The 18300-nt window shown below is 40.1% G+C and carries 13 protein-coding genes; 4 read left to right on the top strand and 9 right to left on the bottom strand.

Going from position 1 to position 18300, the window contains the following annotated elements; translation table 11 throughout:
• Nucleotides 1-150: 150 nt before the first annotated feature.
• The gene (locus AACW45_RS28105; protein WP_190629614.1) at nt 151-1410 is read right to left on the bottom strand and encodes a glycoside hydrolase family 10 protein; all 1260 of its coding nucleotides are present in this window, start codon (nt 1408-1410) and stop codon (nt 151-153) included.
• A gap of 498 nt (nt 1411-1908) precedes the next feature.
• Between AACW45_RS28105 and AACW45_RS28100 the strand changes: the two genes are divergently transcribed.
• Together AACW45_RS28100 and AACW45_RS28095 are read left to right on the top strand one after the other, a co-directional pair.
• A complete protein-coding gene (locus tag AACW45_RS28100) occupies nt 1909-2409 on the top strand; it encodes a hypothetical protein (RefSeq protein ID WP_190545232.1) in 501 nt (166 codons plus the stop codon).
• 619 nt (nt 2410-3028) lie between these two features.
• Entirely contained in the window at nt 3029-4891 is a 1863-nt protein-coding gene (locus tag AACW45_RS28095) for a hypothetical protein (RefSeq protein ID WP_339385099.1), read from the top strand.
• A 456-nt stretch (nt 4892-5347) separates the two neighbouring features.
• Here AACW45_RS28095 and AACW45_RS28090 read toward each other — a convergent pair whose 3' ends face one another.
• The 4 genes from AACW45_RS28090 to AACW45_RS28075 form a co-directional block, all read right to left on the bottom strand.
• Nucleotides 5348-5653, bottom strand: a complete 306-nt coding sequence (locus AACW45_RS28090) for a hypothetical protein (protein WP_190629423.1) — start codon at nt 5651-5653, stop codon at nt 5348-5350.
• 353 nt (nt 5654-6006) lie between these two features.
• The gene (locus AACW45_RS28085) at nt 6007-7005 is read right to left on the bottom strand and encodes a DnaJ C-terminal domain-containing protein (protein ID WP_190629421.1); all 999 of its coding nucleotides are present in this window, start codon (nt 7003-7005) and stop codon (nt 6007-6009) included.
• A gap of 206 nt (nt 7006-7211) precedes the next feature.
• A complete protein-coding gene (dnaK, locus tag AACW45_RS28080) occupies nt 7212-9518 on the bottom strand; it encodes a molecular chaperone DnaK (protein WP_190629419.1) in 2307 nt (768 codons plus the stop codon).
• A gap of 59 nt (nt 9519-9577) precedes the next feature.
• Entirely contained in the window at nt 9578-9730 is a 153-nt protein-coding gene (locus AACW45_RS28075) for a hypothetical protein (protein WP_190629417.1), read from the bottom strand.
• Between the two features lie 145 nt (nt 9731-9875).
• On the opposite strand from AACW45_RS28075, the gene AACW45_RS28070 reads away from it, so the two are divergent.
• Nucleotides 9876-10724: a M28 family peptidase gene (locus AACW45_RS28070; RefSeq protein ID WP_190629415.1), complete on the top strand. Its 849-nt coding sequence runs from the start codon at nt 9876-9878 to the stop codon at nt 10722-10724.
• 3 nt (nt 10725-10727) lie between these two features.
• Here AACW45_RS28070 and AACW45_RS28065 read toward each other — a convergent pair whose 3' ends face one another.
• On the bottom strand, nt 10728-11663 hold the full coding sequence (locus tag AACW45_RS28065; protein ID WP_190629413.1) for a bestrophin family protein: 936 nt from the start codon (nt 11661-11663) through the stop codon (nt 10728-10730).
• Nucleotides 11664-12176: 513 nt separating this feature from the next.
• Between AACW45_RS28065 and AACW45_RS28060 the strand changes: the two genes are divergently transcribed.
• Nucleotides 12177-12392 carry a hypervirulence associated TUDOR domain-containing protein gene (locus AACW45_RS28060; RefSeq protein ID WP_190629411.1) on the top strand — a complete coding sequence of 72 codons (216 nt, stop codon included), beginning with the start codon at nt 12177-12179 and terminating at the stop codon, nt 12390-12392.
• A gap of 167 nt (nt 12393-12559) precedes the next feature.
• Here AACW45_RS28060 and AACW45_RS28055 read toward each other — a convergent pair whose 3' ends face one another.
• The 3 genes from AACW45_RS28055 to AACW45_RS28045 all read right to left on the bottom strand — a co-directional run bounded on the left by AACW45_RS28055 (nt 12560) and on the right by AACW45_RS28045 (nt 18189).
• A complete protein-coding gene (locus tag AACW45_RS28055) occupies nt 12560-12934 on the bottom strand; it encodes a hypothetical protein (RefSeq protein ID WP_190545213.1) in 375 nt (124 codons plus the stop codon).
• Nucleotides 12935-14104: 1170 nt separating this feature from the next.
• Nucleotides 14105-15406, bottom strand: coding sequence for a hybrid sensor histidine kinase/response regulator (locus tag AACW45_RS28050; RefSeq protein WP_190629409.1), 1302 nt, complete (start codon nt 15404-15406; stop codon nt 14105-14107).
• Nucleotides 15403-18189 carry a CHASE2 domain-containing protein gene (locus tag AACW45_RS28045; protein ID WP_190629407.1) on the bottom strand — a complete coding sequence of 929 codons (2787 nt, stop codon included), beginning with the start codon at nt 18187-18189 and terminating at the stop codon, nt 15403-15405. Before AACW45_RS28045 ends, AACW45_RS28050 begins: the two co-directional genes overlap by 4 nt.
• Nucleotides 18190-18300 lie beyond the last annotated feature (111 nt).

Below are 18300 nucleotides of genomic sequence, written 5' to 3'. Positions count from 1 at the left end.
CGGAGTGAAACCCAACATATACAAGGCGTTGGGGTGTTGGGTTTCGTTCCTCAACCCAACCTACATTTGTAGCGAATGAGGAAAATAACAATAGTTTGCTTACTTTAGTCTCATCTCTCCCCTGCTCCCTGCTCCCTGCTCCCCTGCTTCTTACGGTTTCCAGCCGGCGAGTAAATTGGGGTAGGTTGTGCGGTTGGGGAAGATTTGCTGTAATCCTGTTTGCCTATCTAAAGGTTTTTCTTTACTCATGTTCCATAGGGTTTCGTAGAAAAAGAAGGCGACGCCAGCAAAATTGCGATCGCGTACTTTTTGTACTTGTGTTTGAATTTGTTGTATGGGTACAGATCTACCTTTTAACCCAGATAATATGCCGATACTCACCGGTATATGCTTTTTAGCCGCTATAACTTCGGGATACTCTAATTCTTTGACAAATACTTTCAAATCATCCCGATATATTTGCAAAACTAAATCTTCGACTAATCCCATGCGTTCCCATTTCTGCCAGTCGGCTAAAAAGTATTCGTAAGAGAAACGCTGGGGATTGGGCGCTACAGATACTATACAGTCTTTTTTCACGGCTTTGATAGCTGTAAATACCTGTTTCATATAGTTGGTAATTTTATTGGCTCTCCAGCTTACCCACTCTGGGTCTTTTGGATTGTTAGAAGGTGCAAGTCCCCGGTGTTCTTTTCTGTAGAGAGCTATCGTGTAAGGATCGTAGCCTAGCTCTGAGGGTAAGCCAAAATGGTCATCAAATTGAATCCCGTCAATATCGTAGTTTTTGACAATTTCCACGATTAAATCTTGGATAAATTTTTGCACATCTGGGCGAAAGGGACTCAACCAAACTCGGTCGTGGGTACCTTCTTTAACAATCCGCGTTCCGTTACGCCGATTGGTTAGCCATTGGGGGTAACGTTTGGCTAATTGGGAATCAGCTGGAGCCATAAAGCCAAATTCAAACCAAGGAATAACTTTTAAACCTTGCTTGTGTCCTTCTGCTACCACTTCTTTGAGCATGTCTCGCCCTTGCAATCCCGGTGTGGGATCGAGCGATCGCCCTATGGCTGAGGCAGCAACTTTGCTAGGATACAAGGTATAACCCCAATTCCAGACTGTGGGGTAAACAACATTAAAGTTAAGTTCTTTGAGTTTTTGTAAAGAAGATTTAAGACGATTTCCCTCAAAGAGAACATCGCTATCAATATTAGTTAACCATACACCTCTTAATTCCGTTCCTGGCGATCGCACAGGAGGAGAAATGGGAGTTTGAGCATTTAACGGGAAAGAAAGCATGAAACTCGCCACCATGCTCAAAACTACAATAATTGCAAATAATCCCCGCTTGCTAGTTTGGTAAAAATTCCCTCTCACAACAGTCGCTAACCGCTTCACCAGTTTCTTCATCATTTGTTACAAGCTTTGTCATACACAAACCATGACTTTAATCATCCACCAGAAGTTGCATTAATACATGCTGATAGAATTGCTTGTTTTATGGCTTTTTAAATATTTATACCAATTGTTGTCACGAATGTATGCTGATGATGTAAGTTTATAATTAACACTCTTTATAGGATATTTCACCAAAAAAAATCTCTAATTTTATTTTTGATTGATGCAGGCAAAGTAATGTAACATACCTGGATTTTTGTCTATAAATTACTCTATGAACGTGTGAATTTGGCTTATTTGTAATTTCGATTACATGCATTTACGTTATTTTTCCGTAAATGTGGGGTCACACACTCCACCCTCAAATATTAAATCATGCGTATCATTACTGTAGGTCATCAAATAAAATGTTATCCAATTTTACCTAGAATTACATTGGATAACTAGTTGGTGAGCGAATTAAACTGAAAAGGCTAAGGTACTTTTAAAGACCAAAGGCAGGATTTTATAATGATCAGCAGCTTTCACAATTCACAAGATGGTATGGGGAGTACCATCGCCTCCACCAAACGACTCGCAAGAGCGTTGATGGTTTCTGCTGGTGCATTTTCATTAATCTTGGTATCTTGCAATTCTGCCCACAGGCAACAGCAAGTACTGAATCTGTTAACAGAGTTTTCATCAGCACAAATCCAAGAGATTGTCCTACCACCGGCAACTGAAACACTTTATACAACCATTTCAACGACAGTCGGCGTCGCTCAACCTGAAGTTTTGATGGTCAGAGGTTTAGAATCTGTAATTGATATTAATGAACTGATCATTAGTACCAATCTGATGCGAGATGAATTTCGCAAACAGTTTCATTGTCCTTTGGTGTTGTGGGTAAATGATGAAATTCTGCGCAAACTAGTTTGGTTAGCACCCGATCTCAAAGACTGGGCAGCCAGTACTATTAGATTTGATGTCCCAAACTCGCAGACAGTGGAACAACAAGCTCTTAGTGCTTAAGACTTTTGGCGCTAGCGATCCAGATATCAGATTAATGTGAGATTTGCACCTAAAAAGGCAAAAAATTAGCTATATCAAATTTGATGCGCCAAACCATCAATAAATATTCAATGCTTAATACAATTGTGGATTATTGTAGATTTTAAGGTTTAAGTTGACTGAGCATGAGGCTATGGTCAAACTAAAGTCTTGCATTAAAAGTATTTTCAACCCCGGCGAAAGCCTAAATACGAATTGTGCATAGTGGTACTAGCTCCAATAATTCAGGAACAAACTATAAACTTATAGGCGTCTATCTTCCCATCTGCAACAGAAGATAGACGCTTGTTTAATTTCTAGTCAATAGTCAATAGTCAATAGTCAATAGTCAATAGTAAACCACATCTATTTTGAGAACCATAGTTTTAAAAGTAGTGGGAGCATCTTGCTCCCTGGTGGTAGTAGCGGGCAAGACTTCGGCGTGAGCTATCAGTCGAACGCTGCCTGCACTACTCCTGATTTCAAAATGGACAAGGTTTAATTGGTTATTAGTTATTAGTTATTAGTTATTAGTCAGGGTTTAATGTTTTCAAGCCTAAAAGGGTATAGGTTTCAATTGAGGTATTTTATGAAAGGCTGTATGGGTAATCATTCTACCAGCGATCGCGCTAGGATTTTCACTGCTTTAGTGTTAACGGGAATTTTATCTGTTGGTAGCGGGTTCACATCTATTAAAAGTAGTCATGCTGCTGCTTTGGCGCAGTCTCCAGAGACGACAAACACAGTCAATAAACAAAATATTAGACAAAATAAATTACCACGTTCAATAGTAAATGCAGTTATTCAAGATGTGTCGCGCAGAACGGGAATTAATCGCAATCAACTGCGACTAACTGATTACAGTCAACACAATTGGCGCAATGGCTGCTTAGAACTACCTCAACCAGATGAATTTTGTACCCAAGCGATAGTTCCTGGTTGGCGATTTGTGATTTCTGATGGTAGACAAAACTGGGTTTATCACACTAATAATAACGGCAGTTCTATCCGGCTAGCTACAGCACAAAATCCGACAACTAACCCGACTACCCAATTACCACAATCGGTGAGCAATGCGGTTTTACAAGCTGCGTCTACAAAATTGCAACAACAGATTTCTCAGCTAAAAATTATTCAAGCGCAACCACAAAATTGGAACGATGGCTGTTTAGAATTAGGTACTGCTGCTGAAAGTTGTCTGAGAGCTATAGTACCAGGTTGGCGGGTAGTGGTGGCAGCTGTGGGACAAACTTTGGTTTATCACACTGATGAGACAGGTTCTACAATACGTTTAAATGAAAACGCTAGCCAAACTACAAGTCAGCAATTACCCCAAACAGTGAGAGATGCGGTTTTGCGTCAAGCTTCCCAGGTTTCCGGGTTACCTATCAACACCCTCAACATCGTTGCGTATAAACAGAAGAAATTTGCTCGGGGTTGCGAACAGTCAACATTTCCCAATCCTTGCGATCCTGTATTAATATCTGGTTGGGAAGTATTTGTTAAATCAAATAATAGAATTAGTCCTTGGGTGTTTTTCAGCGATGAAACTGGTTCTCAAGTCGATTTGGTAAATCGCGATCGCCCGAATAGAAATACCAATAGTGGTAAACTCACAGCAGTAGCCATTCCCCAAAACGAACTCCCAGCACCATTAGATAGAAATGTGGTATTTCGCCAAATTGCTAGTGGGGGTTTGACTGGCGCTACCTATGAAACAGTTTTACTCGACGATGGTAGCTTGATTCGAGTGAAAATTGGCGATGCTAACGATTCTGAACGCAGAGTACGCCGAGTTTCTTTGCAACAGGTACAACAATTTCAACAATTGTTAGCTAGCAGCAGATTTACACAGTTTAAAAATTTGAGTTACCCCGCACCTATTGGCGCTGCTGATTACGTAACTTACACTCTCACCAGTGTAGATGGTACTGTTAAATACAATAATATTTCTCAGGATCAGTTACCCAGCGATTTACGCAATGTCATCAAAGCTTGGAATCGACTGCGGAATAATCCTATATCTGATAGCGGTACGGGTAACAATACAGGTGACGCTGTACCAATTCCTACAAATGAAATCCCATTACCTTTAGATAGAGATGTGGTATTTCGCCAAATTTCTAGTGGTGGCTTTGCTGCTATCACCTATGAAACTGTTTTACTCAAAGATGGAACCTTGATTAGAGTGCGGGTTGGCGATGCTAACGATTCTTCTCGCAGCGTGCGCCGCATTTCTCCCCAACAAGTGCGACAATTTGAACAGTTAATTGAGCGATCGCGTTTTGGTGAATACAAAAATTTGAGTTATCCAGCACCCCCAGGCGCAGCTGATTTTATTACTTATACCCTCACCAGTACCCAAGGCACAGTGAGATATAACGATGCTTCTCAAAAGAGCTTACCACAAAATCTTTTGCAAGTAGTCAATGCTTGGAATCAAATTGGTAACATCGCTCGATAATTGCTGATTTTCAAAAATCACCAAATGATAAATAAGAGCGCATATTTCATCATTAAATATGGTGAAATATGCGTTCTGTAGGGGCAAGGCATTGCCTTGCCCTCTTAGAGTATATTAATGTGTCGCCAATATAATTGCACTTGGTATAAATATAGGAATCCGATTTGATTATTGAAAAATCTAATACCAATTCAAATAATCTTGGCGACACATCAAAATATTCTAGAGGGCATGGCAGTGCCAGTGCCCCTACAATCTGTCGCATTCTTTTTTCCAATTGGTATAATACCAATTTCAATAATCTTGGCGACACATCAAAATATTCTAGAGGGCATGGCAGTGCCAGTGCCCCTACAATCTGTCGCATTCTTTTTTCCAATTGGTACAAGTATGTGTAGGGTGCGTCTATTTCAGAAATCAAGTATGAATCCTATAGGCGCGAAAAAATAAAATATTCTATTCTTCTTTCTCAAATAATTCTAATAACCCAACTGTCCCGACAAAGAAAGTATAAATAGTATATTGTATTGCCATTTTCTGTTTAGAATTAGCATAAAAACCTGCAATAATCGCCTCAATTAAATGAGCAGTAACAGCAAAGCGACCAATCCAAAAAATAGGATTTAGGGCGCTAGGTAAACTCATATTATTAGCAATTAAATAAATATTTTCTAATTCTAAACCTATGACGCTAGATATCAGTACCAGAGAGATAACTTTGATAATCTGGTAAATTTTTTGTTTGATATATTTAAAATTCATTGCTTGCTAATTTTTCTCTACATCATTATAAATCGAGACTGCCTAGGGACATCCAATTTTTTAAATACCCAAGGGACTTCCAAATAAAAAAATATACAACTATTGATTGTGGGGTGGGCGTCTCGCCCGCCCATAGTCAAAGGCGGGCAAGACTTCGGCGTGAGCGCTCAGTCGAACGCTGCCCACCCCACAAGATTGGATAATTTATTTCTTGGAAGTCCCTTATCTCTGTATACAGATTATCACTTAAAATTAATACATAAAAATATATAACAACAAATGCACGCGAATAAACATAGATGAATTTTTACTTCATCTACAAGCAAATTATTCTTTATTAAATATCCACAGTCTTATCCCAAACCGATTAAATCTGCACGGGGTTTAAAGGTTTCAATTTGGCGAATTTTTTCGTAAAGTTCTTTTTCTTCGTCACTAATAGTTTTTGGCGTGACAATTTGAATTTCTACTAATTGATCGCCACGTTTACCCGCTTCACTAGGATAACCTTTATTTGCTAACCGAAATCTTTGACCGGATCTCACCCCTGGCGGAATGGTCATTTTTACAGGGCCATCTAAAGTTGGCGCTTCTACCTGTCCCCCTAAGACTGCTTCGCTGGGAGTTACAGGTACTTGGCAAAAGATATTAGAACCATCTAATTTAAATAAAGGATGGGGTTCGACGGTAATTTTTAAGTATAAGTCACCACCACCAATGCCTTGATTACGCAGGCGGATAGTTTGACCTGTAACCATTCCCATCGGCATAGTAACTTCTAGCGATCGCCCATCTTCTAGGCGAATGCGTTCATTACCACCAACATAAGCCTTTTCTAATGGTAGAGTCAATCTCGCTTCGATATCGCGACGAGCGGGACGCGGTTGGCTTTTAGGTACTGTGTATTCAACTCTACTTTTAGTCGAACGAAACGGATCGCTATCTGTGTTGCTAGCTGCACCATTTTTGCTGCTTTTTCGCCCTACACCAACACCAATGACTTGGTTAATAAAACTTTCAAAATCTGCAAATTGGCTAGGATCTACTTCTTGAGTGCGGTTATTCGGGCGATTATTCCAATCTTTAGCCTTTGGCGTTTGTTTATTAAAGCCTTTTTGCTTCCAATAGCGGCTAAACTGATCGTATTGCGATCGCTTGGCTGGATCGGAAAGGACTTCATAAGCTTCGCCAATATCCTTAAATTTCTCCTCAGCAGCTTTGTTTCCTGGGTTTAAGTCAGGGTGATACTGTCTGGCTAAACGGCGATAAACCTTTTTAATTTCCTCACCTGAAGCTTCTTTAGGTACTCCTAAAATTTCGTAATAATCGCGGAAATTCTGCAAATTTTGCATAGTTCAGTTATTCAACTTTAAATTTTAGATTTGAGATTTTGGTAATCAGTCATGGATGCTGTTAGTTGTCAGCTTAGGGACTAGGGAAAAAGGATTTTCATCCTAGCTTGTGAGATTTTCTCGTGATTAGCTGACTAACTAACAAATTACCAATTACCAATTACCAAATCCGAATTTTGATGCAATTTCACTCGTTTGTTTGCATACTACAACCAATCGTCATCATCATCATCCCAGTTATCTTGGTAGCTGGGGCGAGGTTTGCGCGAAGAGCGATCGCCTGAGGAACGATTATCTCGTCCATAATCTCTGTTAGAATCCCTGCCATAGTCTCTGTTTGTATTTGAGTCTCGGCCATAATCCTTGGTAGAATCCCTGCCATATTCTCTATTGGCGTCTCTACCATAATCTCTGGTAGAATCCCTGCCGTAATCTCTATTGGCGTCTCTACCATAATCTCTGGTAGAATCCCTGCCATAGTCTCTGTTTGAGTCTCTACCATAATCTCTGGTAGAATCCCTGCCATAATCTCTGTTTGAGTCTCTATTGGAGTCTCGGCCATAATCCCTGGTAGAATCACCTCTGCCAAAAGAATCATTCCAGTATGAATCTCTGGGAGAATCGCGATCGCGTTCTTTATCGCCACCAGTGAAGATATCGCGAATTGTACCAAATAAATCGTCGTCTTCGTCCTCAGCATAATACTGGCGGACTTCCCGGTTTAATTCATACAAAGCATCTTGCAAATCGGCGTAAGCTTGATCGATTCCGCGATCGTCGTTATCTTTTAATGCATCCTTCAGTTCGCGAGAGATATTATCAATGCGTTGGCGACGACTCCGCGCAAACTGCATTCCAAATTCTAACGCTACTTCTCTGAGTTGGCGTTCGGCTTGACCAATCAAACCCTCAGATCGAGTGCGTTTTTCTACTCTTTCTTTGCGTTCTCTGTCAACATCAGCGTATTTTTGCGCTTCTTGAATCATCCGGTTAACTTCTGACTCGCTCAAAGTCGAAGCACCTTGGATGGTAATACTTTGCTCTCTACCTGTAGTTCTATCTAAAGCTGTGACTTGTAAAATACCGTTAGCATCAATATCAAATGATACTTGAATTTGGGGAATCCCTCGCGGTGCTGGCGGGATACCATACAGCTTAAACCGTCCTAAAGACTTGTTATTAGCTGCCATTTCCCGCTCGCCCTGTACTACGTGGATTTCCACAGTATTTTGGTTATTTTCTGATGTAGAGAAGATATCAGAACGGCGGACTGGGATGGTAGTATTGCGGGGAATTAATTTTTTCATCACACCGCCAATGGTTTCTAAACCCACAGATAACGGCGTAACATCCAACAGCAGCACATCTTTCAGTTCCCCAGCCAAAATACTGGCTTGAATCGCCGCACCAACTGCGACAACTTCATCGGGGTTAACGTTTTCATTCGGTTCTATCCCAATTAAATCGCGCACTAACTGCTTCACCATGGGAATGCGTGTAGAACCGCCTACTAATACTACTTCTTCAATATCTGCGGGTGAAAGACCGGAATCTTTTAAAGCGCGTTTAACTGGGGTGCGCAAACGTGCTACCAAATCGCCGCATAAATCCTCAAATTGGGCGCGAGTGATGCGGGTTTCTAAATGTTTGGGGCCGTCCTCAGTCGCGGTGATGAAAGGTAAATTAATATCAGTGACGCTCACAGCAGAAAGTTCAATTTTCGCTTTTTCTGCCGCTTCCATCAGCCTTTGTAAAGCTTGGCGATCGCGTCTTAAGTCTACCTCTTCTGCTTCTAAAAATTGCTCTGCTAACCAATCAACAATTTTTCTGTCAAAATCATTACCACCAAGCTGCGTATCTCCACTAGTGGCTCTAACCTCAAAAACCCCATCACCAACTTCTAGAATCGATACGTCAAATGTTCCGCCACCTAAATCGAATACTAATATAGTTTCCGTACTCCCCCGATCCAAGCCATAAGCTAAAGAAGCGGCGGTAGGTTCGTTAAGAATCCGCAACACTTCTAAACCAGCAATTCTCCCCGCATCGCGAGTGGCTTGGCGCTGGGAATCATTAAAATAAGCAGGAACTGTAATAACTGCCCCTGTAACTTGTTCGCCCAGGTAGGTACTAGCATCATCCGCCAATTTTTTCAGCACCATTGCCGAAATTTCTTCAGCAGCGAAATCCTTATTCAACCGGGGACAAGCAATTTTAATATTACCAATTTCGTCTTTGCGAATAGTATAAGGTACACGCTTCGATTCCGGATTTAGCTCGCTATATCTACGCCCAATAAAGCGTTTTACCGCAAAAAAAGTATTTTGGGGATTCAGCACAGTTTGTCGCCGCGCCATTTGTCCGACAACTCTTTCGCCTTCCTTGCTAAAGCCAACAACGGAGGGGGTTGTGCGCATTCCTTCTGCATTGGCAATCACCACCGGCTTGCCACCCTCCATCACGGCGACTACTGAGTTGGTTGTACCCAAGTCGATGCCGACTACCTTGCCCATGCGTTACTCTTCTCCTAAATGTGTCTTACTATATATATTATGATTAGGCGAGAATGCCTCTAGCTTTTTCCTTTAGGGTAAAAACCCCTCAAAGGTATAATAGTCATTATTAAAGTAGACAGGATCGGGATTTTAGCTAAATTAGTTAGTTGCAAGACTAGGATAACATTGACAATGGTTGGTGTGTTCAAAGGTGCTTGGTCATTGGTCATTGGTCATTGGTCATTTGTCATTTGTCATTTGTCATTTGTCATTTGTTATGAGTCATTCTCCTTCCCTTGTCCTCCTTTCCTTCCCTTCCCTTGTCCCCCCCTCCGTTACGAATTTTTCCCGCCTAGCTGCTGAATAGTTAAAAAATTGGATTTAAAAACCAGATTACAAACTTACCTTACAGCAATTGCCCGAGAACGCGATCCCTACATGGCGACGGCGGGACATTTCTTTGTCCAAGAATATATTCGGCAGCAATTTGCTCAATGGGGAAGTGTGGAAATCCACACCTTTGAAGCGGGGAGTAAAACCTGCCAAAATCTGATTTTAAATTTACCGGCTGAAGCTAAACGACAAAAACGAAATCTGCCACCGATTTTAATTGGCGCGCACTACGATGGTGTACCGGGTACAGTTGCAGCAGATGATAACGCTACTGGCGTGGCGGTTTTATTGGAATTAGCAAGTAAATTTGCAGCGCAACCAGCTAAATATCCTTTGCGGCTGGTGGCGTTTGATATGGAAGAATACGGCTTATTGGGTAGTGCTGATTATGCAGCTTTGTTACGCCAGCAAAACCAACCCTTACGCTTGATGTTATCTTTAGAAATGCTGGGATATAAAGATTCTACCCCTGGTAGCCAAAGCTATCCACCACCATTAGAGAAGTTTTACCCCAATACGGGAGATTTTATTGCTTTAATTGGAAATTTGCGGACAATACCCGACTTATTTAGTATGAGTCGCAGTATTCGCCAAGCTGGTATATCTAGTCAATGGCTACCAGTACCGAATCGTGGTTTAATTGTCAGACAAACTAGACTCAGCGATCATGCACCGTTTTGGGATGCAGGTTATCCGGCAATTATGGTCACAGATACGGCATTTATGCGCAATCCACATTATCATAAACCGAGTGATGCGATCGCGACTTTAGATTTAGATTTTCTTGCTGGTGTCTGTGAGGGGTTAGAAATTGCTATTCGGCGGTTATAACTTTTAGTTCCCCAGGCTGATATCTTCGGTGTTAGATAAATTAGCAAAGTGCGATCGCATATTGGGAGTTAGACTAATTAAATCATCAATATTGCGCTTCATCGTCTGACAAATCCCATCCAAAGGTAAATCGTTAGCATCATAACCAAAAGGATTTTCGATTTCTAAACCAATAGCCTCAATCCCAAATAAAGTAAAACTAACTAAAGCAGTAATTAAACCCGTCCACAAACCCAAACTACTCACCATTTGAAAAGGTAGCAACAAACAGTAAAGTAATAACAATTGCTTGAGATGAATAGCATAAGCAAGTGGCATCGGTGTTCTTAAAATTCGCTCGCAAATTCCTAAATTATCTACCAAATTATTCAATAACTCTTGCATAGATATTAACTGGTAGCTATTTAAGCGATTGCGATTATATTGTCCTTGTAAATAATCGCCAATCCAAAATGCCACCTCGATGGGGGGATTATTCATAATTTTTAATTCCAAATACATCGAAGCTGGCATTAATTTTTTTAACTCATGATTTACAGGTTCTTCCCGTAAATGCAATTTAGTCGCCACAGCAAAAGCTACTAATAAATATAAAGCAGTTTTTTTATCTTTACTATCTTCCGGGGCAACCTCCTCAACACTCACCCATATTTGTCGCGCCAAATTTCGCGTGGTATTGACTATCGCACCCCAGCTTTTTCTCCCTTCCCAAAAACGTTCGTATGCTGTATTTGTCCGAAAAACCAGCAATAAACCTAAAACAATACTCGGAATTACACTGCCTAAAATAGGTTGGGAAACGGGAAGTTTAAAATAGTAAAGTATGGAAACAATAGTGCCAAAAACTCCACATAGTATCACATTTTTAGCTATTGTTTTGAGAACCGACCCTTTAATCTGTAAAACTAGGGGAATTTTTTTTGCTTTATTATCTGCCATACAACTGACCTAAATAACCGATTGCAATTCACATCCTCAAGATAATAACTCTAGGTGTAGCACAATTGACAACGATCAACATGCGACAGATTGTAGGCGCATGGCAGTGCCCATTGGTGTCAACTTAAGCTAAAAACCTTTCTCTATATCGTTTCCAGCCTCTGGCTGGAAATGCATATTCGTGGGCTGCTGCCTCGTCTTCTGATAAATTGAGGCAGAGCCTCAGGATCATCGCTCCCACGCAGAGCATGGGAGCCAGTTAACATGCGACAGATTGTAGGGGCATGGCACTGCCATGCCCTCTAGAATGTATTGATGTGTCGCAAAAGCTATTTAAATTTGTATGAAATTATCTCGTGATTAGCTGTACGGTACGACAACTAAGTGGGTGCAAGAAAACCCAACTACATTAAGCAATGTAAATGATTATCGGTTTTTATATCTTGCGACTGATTAATTACCCTAACTCAGTCAACATAATGAGCAGGTATAAAACAGTATCAAAGAAAAATTATGACAGAAAAGTTTAACAAGGGCGACAAGGTGAAGTGGAATACAGCCCAAGGTGAAACCACTGGCGAAGTTGAAAAAAAATTGACTTCCCCTACAGATATTAAAGGACATCATGTTGCTGCTGATAAAGACAATCCCCAATATTTAGTCAAAAGCGACAAAACAGGAAAAGAAGCGGCTCATAAGCCTGATGCTTTAGAAAATATTGAGGAGTAGTTAAATTTTAATGGTCAATGGTCAATGGTCAATAGTCAATGGTCATTTGTTATTTGTCTCCCTTGTCTCCCTTCCATAGTCTCTATTTATTAATAGATTGAAAAATCAGCTAAAAGTCAAAAGTTAATCCAGAGGAGTTAAAAAAACTCCTCATCATTCACCAAATTTCAGCCAAACCAGTGAGATGGTTCTAAACCAGGCTGAACTTTTTCGCATAAATGATGACTAATCCAGTCTGACTTGTCTTTGAAAATCGCGTAAATTCCTTGATGAATCAGATTTTGTACGTGAAGTTGCTGCTCTAAAGCACTGCGAGGTCTTTTATAGTTGAGTAAGCACTCCTTTTCTGCTTCATCTAAGGGTAATCCTTCGGCAATTGTGTAGTAAAGACAAGGAATTCGGCTGAGAACAAAGGCGATTAACTCTTGGCGTAAGTCAGGAATTGCAAACGCTTGTTGATAAGGATGATATGGATATGTATCTAATACACTTTCAATCTCTCCTAAGACTGATTGTTGTGTTAAGTTCACTACTGTTTTCATAAATTTCATCTCCTCTATTATTCGGTTAGTAATTTGTACATGAGTAAATGTTCTAGGTGGTACTTTTGCCATGAAAACCAACTAGAAATGATTTACATTAAGAGATGGCCAAACCCTGAATCTAAAATGCTATCTCGGCAAAATCATTAAACATCTATGTGCTGTTGATGTATTAATTAAAATTTATACATAAACCAGGTATAAATTTTAGAAACAGCACTTACTAGAGTGGGAATATACCGATGTTTTATTTCTCTAATTTCAATTATTCCAAATTTTCAATTTAGTATCAGGAAACTACACAAAACGCAGCATAAGTTTTTGGGGATCAATTCTTTTGGCAGAAAAATGAATTGATTGTTGCCAATTCTTAACAAACCTTAATATTATCTGCAAGTTACCCACAAAGGTAGCGGACGGAAGGAAAAAACTCTTAATAAAAGCTGTGTTTTAGGTTTAGTAGCCCAATTAAAAAATTAGCATTGTCTGGGAATATCTGAAAAGAGAACTCAAGCACCCATAGCCTAAAGTTCAGATGTTTAAAACAACTTAGATATAGCTGCTTTTGGTAATGACTGATGGAACTAACTAGATTTATGGCTAACCGATTTTGATATTGGAATTACTGAGCCGAGAAAGATAATTGTTTTGTACATTCATTTAGCAAATTCCTAAATTAGTAACTTACTATACTGAAAAACAGTCTATTCATAGATACGGTATTTCGGGAGAAATTTTGAAAAAGTTAACATTTACTAAAAGTATTTACTACAACTGACGATTAATTGCAAAACTAGCAGTGATTACTTGAAAAAAATCGCGCATTCCCTAAGAATTCGTGCCTATTTTTATACTTTACTGAAAAAATAAATTACTAACTTTAATTTTTATAAATTTTAATTACAAAAATTGAGAATAATCAATAATTAGGAATTTCATAAATCATATTGACAGATAGATTTCTATCAAGTAATCAACGGTTCCATCGCCATAAAGCTAGAAGCATGGGCGAAAATTTAAACGCATAGGCGCTTCGCCTTCCCGCAGGGTAGGGGTGCAAAGGTAAGCGCAGAGGTACGCAGAGAATGAGCTAGGAAGGAATGAAAGGTTGTGCTAAGTTTAGTTGCGAGAAAATTGAACAGACGAATCTGATTGCGATCGCTACAAGATTTAAATTGGCAGAGTGATGATAAATGATGTACCCTGACCTGGATGGGATAGGCAATTAATTTGGCCGTTGTGTTTACTGACTATAATCTGGTGGCTGATAGCTAATCCTAGCCCTGTTCCTTTACCTACAGGCTTAGTGGTAAACGATGGCTCAAAAATTCGCGCTAGCACTTCAGGAACCATCCCCGGGCCGTTATCTTGGATGGAAATTGTCACAGTTTCTGTTTGTAGATTGACAGATGTGGTGACGGTAATAGTTTGTGGTTTAGTATTTGTCTGTAAAGCATGTTGGCGATCGTGACATTCTTCAAAGGCATCAATAGCATTGGCGATGATATTCATAAATACCTGGTTAAGCTGTCCAGGATAGCAAGCAATAGGCGGTAATTCGCTATATTGTTTCACAACCTTGATTGCAGAGCGATCGCCATTACCTTTGAGCCGATGTTGTAATAGCATTAAAGTACTATCTATGCCTTCATGAATTTGATAATCTATTTTTGATGAGATATCCGCACGGGCAAAAGTTCTCAACGATAAGCTCATTTCCTTTAATCGGTTAATTCCTTGATTCATTGATGCCAGCAATTTAGGCAAATCTTCAGTAATATAGTCTAAATCGATTTCTTCCACTAGCTCATCAATATCTGGATCTGGATCGGGTAATTTTTCTTGATAGAGATTTATCAGCCGCAGCAAATCGTTGATATATTGCTCAATATGAGAGCAATTACCGCTAATAAAACCTACAGGATTATTAATCTCATGTCCAATACCTGCGACTAATTGTCCTAATGTGGACATTTTCTCGCTTTGCACGAGTTGTAATTGGGTTTGCTGTAAGTCTTGTACAGATTTGGTTAATTGGGCGGTGCGCTCTTGCACTCGTTGTTCTAATGTACGTGTCAGATGAGAAATTTTTAAATGTAATTTTAGTCGAGCAATGACTTCTTCTTGTTGAAAAGGTTTGGTAATATAATCAACTGCACCAATTTCCAATCCTTTAACTTTGTCTGTAGCATCAGCTAAAGCCGTCATAAAAATAACTGGAGTATTTTGAGTATGGGGATTAGCTTTTAATCGCCGACAAGTTTCAAACCCATCAATACCCGGCATCATCACATCTAAGAGAATTAAATCGGGATTAGCATATTCTGTTTGTTCAATCGCTGATTCTCCATCTGTAGCCATGAGTGCTTTCCAGCCACATCCGAGAATAGCTTCTGCCAAGACTTTGAGATTATTGGGATTATCATCCACCACCAGAATATGCATGGGTTGTGTGAGCGGATCGGCAATCATTGATGTGACTCCGTTGTGACAAAAGATTTGAGGAATTTACGAATTTTTGCGGTTTGAAAACTGCTAGTGAGTTTACTTAACTCAGTGGCAAAAGGAGTTAACTGGCTGTTTTGCTGAATTAACTCTTCTATAATTCCCTCAATCGTGGGGATATCTCCCATCATGGCCAAATGATATAGTTGCTGCAACACTTCTTGTGATGGTAGAACTAATTCTATCTCGCCTGTTTGCTGAGATGGAGAAGATGCGGGATTAGGTGCAGATTGAGCATAAATCCATTCAACTTTCAGGAGCGATCGCATTGCATTAAATAGTTCATCAATTTGCAGGGGCTTAGGTAAAAATGCTGTTGCGCCTGCTTGTAAACTCCGTTGGCGATTTTCCTCAAATACACTGGCACTAGAGACAATAATCGGAAGATTAGAAGTTTGCGCATTCTGTTGTAAATGTACCATCAGTTCAAAGCCATCCATATTCGGCATAGCTAAATCCAACACAATCACATCTGGGTGATGTTCAGTGGCGATTTCTAATCCCTGTTTACCATCAGTTGCTTCCAAAGTTTGGCAACCAATTCCTTGCAGTAAACTGGTTAACATTGAACGATGATTACTATCATCATCAACAATCAAAATTTGTGGTTTACTACCGCGAATACCGATAATTTTCTCTTGATGGGGACTAATTGTAGCAATCTGCCAATCATGGGTAACTGGCGCTTTAACCGTCAAATCTAGCCAAAATACGCTACCTTCACCTAAGCGACTTTGCACTTGAATTTGACTTCCCATCAATGTGGTAATTCTTTGACTGATGGCTAATCCTAAACCAGTACCTTCAGATTTTTTTCCTGCTTCACCTACTTGCTCAAAGGGTAAAAATATTTTCTCTAGTTGGTTTGAAGACATGCCAATACCTGTATCTTCAATTTGGAAGCGAATCTGAATATATTGTGTTTGTTCGTTATCATTTGTGATTGATTGTAATTCGTGATTGATCAGTTCAACTTTCAAAGTAACGCTACCATTTTCTGTAAATTTGATTGCATTACCTAGTAAGTTAATTAACACTTGCCTGAGCCGCTTTTCATCAACTTGAATGGCAACAGGTAATTGTTCATCAATCGCAGTATGAAATGCAATTCCTTTCTGAGTGGCGCGGATACTGCAAATTTCCGTAACTCCATGTAAAAAACTAGTTAAATTTACAGTTGTCGCCACTAATTCTAATTTACGTGCTTCAATTTTTGACAAATCAAGAATATCATTGATTAACATCAGCAAATGGGTGCCACATTGATAAATAATGCTGATGCCTTCGAGATTTTTCTTGGTCATATTTGGTGCTGTTTCTAGCACCTTAGCAAAACCCAAAATGCCATTAAGCGGCGTGCGTAGCTCATGACTCATATTCGCGAGAAACTCGCTTTTAGCTTGGTTAGCCGCATCAGCAGCTTGTTTTGCTTCTAGTAGTTCGTGAGTGCGCTCTTCAACTTTAAATTCGAGAGTTTTGGAATAGTCTAATAATTGAGCGTTAGCAATTTCTAGCTGCTGATTAGTTTCCTCTAAACGTTGCTGTTTATAGGCATTAATTGTGGCAATTACACTACTAATAAATGCAGCTAAAGCGGGTGTTACAGGAATTAAAATTCCCTTTAAAAATAACCCATAGCCACCAACTAAACAAAGACAACTCATACCCACAGTTGCCCAGAGAATTTTACCTCCAGGAATTCGCAATTTGCTACTGGATAATAGCCAACTACCAGCAGAACCCATTACAGACCAAAAAACAATCCATAAAGACACATACTTGCCAGAAATACCATGCAAGGTGCCTTCACCTGTTTTGGCTGAGGTTACCAAGTGATGGGCTATATTGGCATGGATAACTACACCAGGGGTAGGTTTTTGAGCAGATAACCCAGAAGAGAAAGGGGTACTAAAAAAATCATTGGTACTCGAAGCAAAAGAACCAATAAATACCATGCGATCGCGCATCAGATTGGCGGGAATTTTTCCAGCTAAGACATCGCGCATTGAGACTGTGCGAAATGCAACTTCAGAACCGTGCCAATTAAGTAAAATTTGATATCCACCTATATCAGCATCAGCATAACCTGCTTCTTGATTGCTCAATGGTACATAAATGGCTTTACCTAACTGAAACTTTTGCTGCTGGGGGTCAATACTTTCTAAACTAATCTTGTCAGTTTCCAAATACTTGAGCGCCACCATTGTTGCTAAACCAGCTTTGAGGGTATCTTGCTCTTGAGCATCAATGGCTGTTAACAATGCACGGCGCACAAAGCGATCGCCATCTAAAACTAAATCTGCTAATCCTACGCGATCCAGCTTTTTTAATTCTGGTGGTGGCTTCACACGTTCCCCGGTGATTTTCTCCACACCAATTAAATTAGGTGTGGTGCGGAAGACTTTCAGCAGTTCCTCATGTCCAGTTCCTTCTGGTAAATCTCGATAGATATCCAAACCGATGACTCTGGGTTGCTGTGCCCGAATTTTATCTAATAATTTTGCTAAAGCCCAGTCGGGAACAGGCCATTTCCGCACCGATTGGATATCTTTTTCGTCAATCGAGACAATGACAATTTCCTCAGCGATAGTTTCGAGCGATCGCTGACGAACCCATTCATCACGAATTTTCCATTCAAGTAAATTGAAAAATCCCAAAGATTGCCCGACAATCACAGTTAAGGCAACAGTGGGAGTAATAATCAAAATACTACGAGTACGTTGGATTATGGTTTGAAATTTGCGCCACATATTTGCGCCATAGGTTGAGGTTAGGGGCTAGGGACTAGGGGCTAGAGACTAGAGGCTAGGGAGCAGTCAAGATAACTCAGTAAATACTCAATGCCCAATGCCCCATGCCCC

Origin of the sequence: Calothrix sp. FACHB-168, assembly GCF_963889195.1 — a bacterium.
Lineage (GTDB): Bacteria > Cyanobacteriota > Cyanobacteriia > Cyanobacteriales > Nostocaceae > Aulosira > Aulosira anomala_A.
The sequence above is the reverse complement of the archived record's forward strand: the minus strand, read 5'-3'. Positions and strand labels throughout refer to the sequence as shown.